The sequence below is a fragment of the Sphingomonas pseudosanguinis genome (assembly GCF_014196255.1).
In the GTDB taxonomy this organism is placed as follows: Bacteria; Pseudomonadota; Alphaproteobacteria; order Sphingomonadales; family Sphingomonadaceae; genus Sphingomonas; species Sphingomonas pseudosanguinis.
In genome coordinates this window covers 138705-147232 of sequence record NZ_JACIDH010000009.1, presented here as the reverse complement: position 1 = coordinate 147232, position 8528 = coordinate 138705, and the positions used below count along the sequence as shown (strand labels likewise).

Sequence of the window (8528 nt, the reverse complement as noted above, 5' to 3'; positions counted from 1 at the left end):
TCGAGAAAGCGCAATCGGGAACAGGTTTTGGGAAATGGTGCCGCCCGAGAGGTGAAGTGCCCTCCCTCACCTTCTGTGATCCTGGCTGGGGTTCCCAATTGAGAATGCCGACCAGCGTCAAAGAGCCTTTTCATTATCAGTCGAACCACATACGAGTCAGGCGGTTATGGTAAGATGACCACTTTGGTCGATCCCTACCGTCCAAGACGGACGGGTCGAGGTTCTTTGGAGCGGGCACCACCCGCACGCTGCACCAGCAGATACGGCTTGCGGCAAACGCTCATCCAGGAACGGATGAGTCAGACCGAACCCGGACTACATTGCAGCTTCTAGCCAAGGCTACCTGCGCCGCCGCGAGCCTTGCGATCGGGACGCGGTAGGGGCTGGCCGAGACGTAATCGAGCCCGACCTTCTCGCAGAAGGCAATCGACGCCGGATCGCCGCCATGCTCGCCGCAGATGCCGAGCTTGATGTCGGGGCGGGTCTTGCGGCCGCGCTCGGCGGCGAGTTCGACCAGTTCGCCCACCCCCTCGACGTCGAGGCTGACGAACGGGTCGCGGGCATAGATGCCCTGTTCGACATAAGCACCGAGGAAGCGGCTGGCGTCGTCGCGGCTGACGCCCAAGGTCGTCTGGGTCAGGTCGTTGGTGCCGAACGAGAAGAATTCACCGGCTTCCGCGATCTCGCCGGCTTTCAGCGCGGCGCGCGGCAGTTCGATCATCGTGCCGACCAGATACTCGATGGTCCGCCCCTTGTCAGCGAACACGTCCTGCGCCGCCTTGTCGACCACCGCCTTCATCAGTTCCAGCTCGCGACGGGTGGCGACCAGTGGGATCATGACCTCGGGGATCGGGGCCTCGCCTGATTTCTCGGCGACGATCACCGCCGCCTCGAAGATCGCGCGCGCCTGCATCTCGTAGATTTCGGGATAGGTGACGCCCAGGCGACACCCGCGATGGCCGAGCATCGGGTTGAATTCGTGGAGCTCGCCCGCGCGGCGCTTCAGCTGATCGACGCCGATCCCGGCGGCCTCGGCCACTTCGGCGAATTCGGCTTCCTCGTGCGGCAGGAATTCGTGGAGCGGCGGGTCGAGCAGGCGGATGGTGCAGGGCAGCCCGACCATCACCTCGAAGATTTCGACGAAGTCGCTGCGCTGTTCGGGCAGCAGCTTGTCGAGCGCGGCGCGGCGGCCCGCCTCGTCCTCGGCAAGGATCATCTGGCGGACCGACGTAATGCGCGACTGTTCGAAGAACATGTGCTCGGTGCGGCACAGACCAATGCCCTCGGCGCCGAAGTCGCGCGCGGTGCGGCAGTCGAGCGGGGTTTCGGCATTGGCGCGCACCTTCAGGCGGCGCACCCCGTCGGCCCATTCCATCAGCGTGCCGAAGTCGCCCGCCAGTTCGGGCTGCACGGTCGCGACCGCGCCCGCCATCACCTCGCCGGTCGCACCGTCGATCGTGACGATATCGCCCTCGCGGATTTCGCGGCCGGCGACCTTCATCACCCCCGCCTTCGCATCGATCGAGATGCTGCCCGCGCCCGAGACGCAGGGACGGCCCATGCCGCGCGCGACGACGGCGGCGTGGCTGGTCATGCCGCCGCGCGCGGTCAGGATGCCGCGCGCCGCGTGCATGCCATGAATGTCTTCGGGCGAGGTTTCGGTGCGGATCAGGATCACCGCATCACCCGCGTTCGAGCGGCGCTCGGCGGTGTCGCTGTCGAACACCGCGATGCCGCTGGCGGCACCCGGCGAAGCGGGCAACCCCTTGGTCAGCACGTCGCGGGTCGCATTCGGGTCGAGCGTCGGGTGGAGCAGTTGGTCGAGCGCCTGCGGATCGACGCGGGCGATCGCTTCCTCGCGGGTGATGAGGCCCTCTTCAGCCATGTCGACCGCGATCTTCAATGCGGCCTTGGCGGTGCGCTTGCCCGAGCGGGTCTGGAGCATCCACAGCTTGCCCTGCTGCACCGTGAATTCGATGTCCTGCATGTCGCGGTAGTGCCGCTCGAGCCGGTCGAACACGGCGGCGAGTTCGGCATAGGCCTCGGGCATCGCCTCTTCCATCGACAGCGGCTTGGCCGATGCCGCCTCGCGCGCCGCCCTGGTCAGATATTGCGGGGTGCGGATGCCCGCGACCACGTCTTCCCCTTGAGCGTTGATGAGGAATTCGCCGTAATAGGCATTGTCGCCCTTCGACGGATCGCGGGTGAAGGCGACGCCGGTGGCCGAGGTGTCGCCCATGTTGCCGAACACCATCGCCTGCACGTTGACGGCGGTGCCCCAGTCGCCCGGAATGTCGTTCAGCCGGCGATAGACCTTTGCCCGGTCCGCCTGCCACGACCCGAACACCGCACCGATCGCGCCCCAGAGCTGGTCATGCACGTCCTGCGGGAACGGCTTGCCCCACAGTTCGACGACGATCTCCTTGTACTGGCCAACAAGCGCGCGCCAGTCGTCGGCGGTGAGGTCGGTGTCGAGATAATAGCCGCGATCTTCCTTGGCGATCTCCAGCGCTTCCTCGAACCGGCCGTGGTCGAGTTCGAGCACGACGTCCGAATACATCTGGATGAAGCGGCGATAGCTGTCCCACGCGAAGCGCGGATCGTCGGATACCTTGGCGAGCCCCTCGACCGTCGCGTCGTTGAGGCCGAGGTTCAGCACCGTGTCCATCATGCCCGGCATCGATACCCGCGCGCCCGAGCGGACCGAGACGAGCAGCGGGTCGGCCTCGTCCCCGAAGCGCTTGCCCGTGATCCCCTCGATATGCGCGATGCCGGTCGCGACCTCGTCGCGCAAGCTGTCGGGGAAGGTCTGGCCGTCCTCGTAATAGCGCGTACACATCGTCGTCGCGATGGTGAAGCCCGGCGGCACCGGCAGGCCGATCGACGCCATTTCGGCAAGGTTCGCGCCCTTGCCCCCCAAAAGCGTCTTGTCGCCCGATCCCCCGTCCGACACCCCGCCGCCGAAGCGATAGACATATTGCGTCATTGCTCGTTCCCCATGCTCTCCGCGCGGGTGGTCCCGCGTCGGGGTATCTGATTCAATCGGCGGTCGTATTTCGTTCGGCACACGAACCGTCGACCGGCCGGTTCAAAATCCTTGTTTCACCGTAAAGTGCAGCCGTTCGAGCATGCCGCTTGCGCCGTTCACAAGTTCGCGGTGCGACACGCGCAGCTCGACGCCGAGGTCGAGGCGTGGCAGCGGCGACACGAACAGGTTGACCGCGGTGTCCCACACCTGGCGCGTCGACAGCGGCGAGGCCGTGGCCGGGTTCCAGATCCGTTGGAACGACCCCATCCAGGTACTGCGCAGCGTGCCGATCCAGAAATGGCGGACCCCGGCAAAGCCTGCGAGCAACGGAACCGGCACGAGCCGATCGTTCACCGTGTCGTAGATCGCATCGGCCGCGACGTTGGCGCCGACATAGCGCCCCAGCCCGCGACCGCCGGTCATCATGAAACGGATATCGTCGCCCTTGCCGGTCGGCAGCGGTGCAATCCCGGCCAGCGACACTCCATAGCCCTGTGCCGTTACCGCCGGTCGACCGTTGGCGGGGTCGACCCGCATCGATCGAAACAGCCCGGTCAGCGACAGGCTGGCCCCCTTCGCCGACCAGAGCAATTGTCCGGTCAGGTCGGGAACGCTGTCATCGTCATTGTCGGCCAGTGCGGGCGCACCGGCCATCGCCGACACGGTTTCCGGGTTCTCGATCGAAGCGGAGATGGTCCACCCGTTGCCGACCGGATGACTGTAGCGCAGCAGCATCTGCCGAACCAGCACGGTGCCGTCGGTTACCCCGACGAAATCGGCCGTTTCAGGCAGGGCGGCAACATATTGAAAGTTGCTCCAGTCCTGCCCAATCGCGAACCCGCCATAACCAGCGACCGCGCGACGCAATCCGAAGGTATAGGGGTTGAGCGCGCGCTCGCCGCCGGACACCGCCGGAGCAACCTGAAAGTCCGCTTCGATCAGCGTCGTCAGCCACTTCTCGCCGATCGGCGTCGCGGTCTGGAACGCGATCCGCGACTGTTTGGCCGACGCATCGGCGAGAATGCCAGATCGCCGCCCACCGACCGGGATCGATTGCGGCAGCGACAGTTCGCGGCCCAGCGGATTGGTTGCAGTGTCGCCATTACCGTAACGGCTGAAGATCAGGTCGCCCTTGATGAAGCCGCTGATGTGAAAATTGGTTTCGCCGATGCGGAAGCCGTATCCGGCGGGTAGCGCCGATGGTCCGCCCTGCGCCAAGACCGACGGCGCACCCGCCGGCCGGTGCAGCGGGTCGGAGAGGCCCTGCTGCCGCGGCGCGTCGGTGGCCGGAGGCGACGCGGCGGCCATGACCGGCGGCGTTCCGCGCGGCTCCTTCGCGGTCAGCGCGCGTTGTACCGTGTCGAGCTGGCGCTGCAACTCGTCCACCTTGCTGCGCAGCGCCTTATAGTCTGCGGCGGTCTGCGCAACGGCAGGCGTCGTGCCCGCCAGCATCAGCCCCGAAAGCAAGACGGCACGGGTCGTCCGCTGCCTGAAATGCGGCATCCTGTATCCCCTGTACTGATGGTCCGGCGCCCGCGCCGGTGAGATCCGCGTCAGCGCGCGATGATGGTTGAATCGATTTCCGCGATCGTCCGTACCCCGGTCAGCGCCATTGCAACGCGCATCTCCCGGTCGAACAGTTCGAGGAGGTTGGCGACACCGGCCTGCCCGTCGGCGGCGAGTGCATAGATGAACGCGCGGCCGAGCATCGCGGCATCCGCGCCGAGCGCCAGCATCCGCACGACGTCGAGCCCCGAGCGTATCCCGGAATCGGCTAGGATCGACACCTGCCCCTTTACCGCATCGGCGATGGCGGGCAGCGCGCGCGCCGACGACAGCACGCCGTCGAGCTGCCTCCCGCCATGGTTTGACACGACAATGCCCTGCGCGCCGAAGCGCACTGCTTCCCGCGCATCCTCGGCGTCGAGGATGCCCTTAATGACGATCGATCCTTTCCAGGTATCGCGAATCCATTGCAGGTCGCGCCAGCTGATCGACGGATCGAAGTTCGCGCCGAGCCACCCGATGTAATCGGCAAGCCCGGTGGCGGCCCCGCGATAGGCCGAGATGTTGCCCAGATCGTGCGGTCGCCCGTGAATCCCGACGTCCCATGCCCAGCGCGGATGGGTGACCGCCTGCAGCATCCGCCGCCACGCAGCATTGGGCCCTGACATGCCGGAATGCGCATCGCGATAGCGCGCGCCCGGCACCGGCATGTCGACCGTAAAGACCAGCGTCTCAACCCCCGCCGCCTGCGCGCGTTCGAGCGCGTCGCGCATGAAGCCGCGATCCTTCAGCACATAGAGCTGGAACCAGATCGGCGCACTCGACTGGCGCTGCACCTCGTCAATCGCGCAGACCGATACCGTCGACAGGGTGAAGGGCACCTGCTTGGCCGCTGCCGCGCGCGCGGCCTGAACCTCACCGCGTCTCGCATACATGCCGGTCAGCCCGACCGGAGCCAACACCACCGGCATACCAAGCGACTGGCCAAACAGGGTAGTGGAAAGATCGATGTCGGCAACATCGCACAGCACCCGCTGGCGCAGCGCCACGTCGGACAAGTCGGAGACGTTATGGCGAAGCGTATGTTCGGCATAGGCGCCACCGTCGATATAGTGGAACAGGAACGGCGGTAGACGACGGCGGGCCGCTTCGCGATAATCGGTGGTGGCAGAAATAATCATCGGATCGTTCCCAGATCTGGTGCGGCGGCGGCGCGTTCGGCGCGGGCAAGGTCGTCCTCGACCCGTCGGACCGTCGTGCGCACGAATTCGAGATGGACGTCGGCGGCATCGCGCGCGCCCTCGGCATCGCCAGCGACGATCCGCTCCATGATCGCGCGGTGCTGCGCCGACAATTCCTCGAAGGTGCGCGGCACCGCGTAGATTTTTTCGCGGGTCTGCGAGATGCTGGTATGGAGCAGCCCGAACAGACTCGACATGACATGGGTCAGCACCGCGTTGCGTGAGGCATGCGCGATGGCGAGGTGGAACGCGGCGTCGGCATGCGCCTCGGCAGCGACATCACCGGCGGCATGCAGCTTCTCCATCGCGTCGAACCGGCGGCGGATACGGTCTTTATCGACTGCGTCGGCCCGCCGTGCGGCGTGATAGGCGGCGGTGCCGTCCAGCGACTCGCGCACCTCGAAAATGTCGTGGCCGTAGCCCGGATTGCCCTCGACCAGCGGAGCGAGCGGTTCGGCGATCATCGCCTGCGTCCACTGCGCCGACGGTTCGGCGAGGATTGCGCCGGCGCGCGGGCGGATGATGATCCGTCCCCGCGATACCAACCGGTTCATCGCCTCGCGCAGAATGTTGCGCGATACCCCAAGCGTGTCCGCCAGCGCGCGTTCGGACGGGAGCCGCGCTCCCGGTAGCAGCTTGCGCTCGACGATCAACGCCTCGATCGCGGCTTCGGCCCGGCCCGATGCGCTGGGTGCTGCGTTCCCGACCGCGCTCACGGGATCATCCATGGCACGAGGTACGCCTGGATCGTCGTGATGACCCCTACCAGCGCGCACAGCGGCAGGCTGTGGCGCACGGTGAAGCGAAACAGGTCCGACTCCTTGCCCACCAGCCCGACGGCAGCACAGGCGATCGCGATCGACTGCGGCGAGATCATCTTGCCGGTGACGCCGCCGGTGGTGTTGACCGCGACCAGCAGCACGTCGCTGACCCCGATCTGATGCGCGGTATTGGCCTGGAGCGCGGCGAACAGCGCGTTGGCCGAAGTATCCGATCCGGTCAGGAACACGCCCAGCCATCCCAGGAACGGCGAGAAGAAGGTAAACGCCGATCCGGTATGCGCCAGCGCCAGTGCCAGGGTCGCCGACAGTCCCGAATAATTGGCGAGGAACGCAAAGGCGAGGACCATGCCGATCGAGTAGATCGGAATTGCGAGGCTTTTCAGCGTATCGCCGAACGTCCGCACGGCCTCTGCGGGCTTCATCCGCAGGAAGGCGATGGTGACGATCGCCGCCAACATGATCGCGGTGCCGGTCGCCGACAGCCAGTCGAACTTGTAGACCGCTTCGTACGGCGTGACCTGCTTCACGATCGGCGGCACCTTGGCTACCAGCTTGTCGAGAAAGGGTACGTGCAGCTTAAGGACAAGATGCGCGAGCGGTCCGTCGGCGGCGAACAATGCCTTGACCGGGGCGATGCTCCACAGCGTCACGAACACCGTTAGGATCAGGAACGGCGACCATGCCCAAGCGATCTTCGCCGGCGAATGGCGCACGGTCTGCGTCGTGATCGGTGCGACCGGTACCGCGCCGTCGGCGGCGACCTCGGCCGCATCAAAGCGGAAGATGCGCTTGGGCTGCCAGAAGCGCAGGAACACCGGCAGCGCGATCAGCGAGGCGAGGGCGGCGGTGATATCGGGCAGTTCCGGCCCGATGAAGTTGGCGGTCAGGAACTGGACGATCGCGAACGAACCGCCCGCGACGAGGATGGCGGGCCATGTCTCGCGCACGCCGCGCGGACCATCCATGATGAGGATCAACCAGAAGGGCACGATGACCGAGAGCAACGGCAACTGCCGCCCGGCCATCTGTCCGATCAGGAACGGATCGATGCCGGTCACCTGACCCGCGACGACGATCGGAATGCCCATCGCTCCGAACGCCACCGGCGCGGTATTGGCGATCAGGCACAGCCCAGCGGCATAAAGCGGGCGGAACCCCAGTCCGACCAGCAGCGCCGAGGTAATCGCGACCGGCGCACCGAACCCGGCTGCCCCTTCGAGAAATGCACCGAACGCGAAGCCGACCAGCAAGAGTTGCAACCGCTGATCCTCGGTCACGGTCAGGATCGACTGGCGGATAATGTCGAATGCTCCGGTCGCGACCGCGATCCGGTAAAGGAACACCGCGCCGAGGATGATCCACGCGATCGGCCAGAGACCATAAAAGAACCCGAACACGCCAGCGGCCAGCGCACTGTTGATTGGCATGCCATACAGCCCGATCGCGACCGCCAGCGTCAATGCAACGGTGATGGTGCCGGCGATATATCCTTTCAGGCGAAAGACCGTCAGCGCCAGAAAGAAAAAAACGATTGGAATAGCCGCGACCATACTGGACAGCCAGATATTACCAAGCGGATCGTAGTTCTGTGCCCAGACTCCCATGGCATCCCTCTCCTTGAATCTGGTAGTACCAGAAATTTATTTTCAAAGGAAAAATTGGGCATTTTGTTGGGGCAGTCAATTACGTCTGCTGATAACCTATTTCTTTCTGGTACTACCATTAGGCGGCATCAGCAATGGCGGCTTATGCGTGGAAGACCGACAGCGTCATTGGGATTGCTCCTCCTGTATCCGTAAGGGAGGCAACATCGAAGCGATCATTCCGGTCTTGGAACGGGTGGCAACTGGCGACCCGTTGAAACGGATTTTCGAAATGCCATCCCAATCGGGACGGTCGCCGGGCTTAGACCCCATGACTGCCGGAGCCTCGGAGGCTCGAATCTGAGATGCTGATGATGGATTTGTCAGC

Annotated in this window: 6 protein-coding genes; 1 reads left to right on the top strand and 5 read right to left on the bottom strand. The window is 65.1% G+C overall.

The genetic code is table 11. The annotated features are described in order from the left end of the window. Positions 1–280 precede the first annotated feature (280 nt). From ppdK to lldP, 5 genes are all read right to left on the bottom strand, one after another. Complete coding sequence (gene ppdK / locus GGR48_RS11415; protein WP_076711937.1) at positions 281–2986, bottom strand: pyruvate, phosphate dikinase; 2706 nt, start codon at positions 2984–2986, stop codon at positions 281–283. 102 nt (positions 2987–3088) lie between these two features. Then, a complete protein-coding gene (locus GGR48_RS11410) occupies positions 3089–4531 on the bottom strand; it encodes a DcaP family trimeric outer membrane transporter (RefSeq protein ID WP_234422624.1) in 1443 nt (480 codons plus the stop codon). A gap of 50 nt (positions 4532–4581) precedes the next feature. Beyond that, the gene (gene lldD / locus GGR48_RS11405; protein ID WP_076711936.1) at positions 4582–5715 is read right to left on the bottom strand and encodes an FMN-dependent L-lactate dehydrogenase LldD; all 1134 of its coding nucleotides are present in this window, start codon (positions 5713–5715) and stop codon (positions 4582–4584) included. Further along, positions 5712–6491 (bottom strand): FCD domain-containing protein, encoded by a 780-nt coding sequence (locus tag GGR48_RS11400; RefSeq protein ID WP_234422623.1) that lies wholly within the window; start codon positions 6489–6491, stop codon positions 5712–5714. The genes lldD and GGR48_RS11400 overlap by 4 nt, the downstream gene beginning before the upstream one ends. Next, positions 6488–8161 (bottom strand): L-lactate permease, encoded by a 1674-nt coding sequence (lldP, locus tag GGR48_RS11395; RefSeq protein WP_076711934.1) that lies wholly within the window; start codon positions 8159–8161, stop codon positions 6488–6490. The genes GGR48_RS11400 and lldP overlap by 4 nt, the downstream gene beginning before the upstream one ends. Between lldP and GGR48_RS17940 the strand changes: the two genes are divergently transcribed. Continuing rightward, entirely contained in the window at positions 8160–8504 is a 345-nt protein-coding gene (locus GGR48_RS17940; protein ID WP_158069235.1) for a hypothetical protein, read from the top strand. The two genes, lldP and GGR48_RS17940, sit on opposite strands and share 2 nt — an antisense overlap. Positions 8505–8528: the final 24 nt, after the last annotated feature.

Excerpts from the sequence above, each read along its gene's own strand:
- GGR48_RS17940 (WP_158069235.1), top strand. The coding sequence starts at position 8,160 with ATGGCATCCCTCTCCTTGAATCTGGTAGTACCAGAAATTTATTTTCAA.
- ppdK (WP_076711937.1), bottom strand. The coding sequence starts at position 2,986 with ATGACGCAATATGTCTATCGCTTCGGCGGCGGGGTGTCGGACGGGGGA.
- lldP (WP_076711934.1), bottom strand. The coding sequence starts at position 8,161 with ATGGGAGTCTGGGCACAGAACTACGATCCGCTTGGTAATATCTGGCTG.
- lldD (WP_076711936.1), bottom strand. The coding sequence starts at position 5,715 with ATGATTATTTCTGCCACCACCGATTATCGCGAAGCGGCCCGCCGTCGT.
- GGR48_RS11410 (WP_234422624.1), bottom strand. The coding sequence starts at position 4,531 with ATGCCGCATTTCAGGCAGCGGACGACCCGTGCCGTCTTGCTTTCGGGG.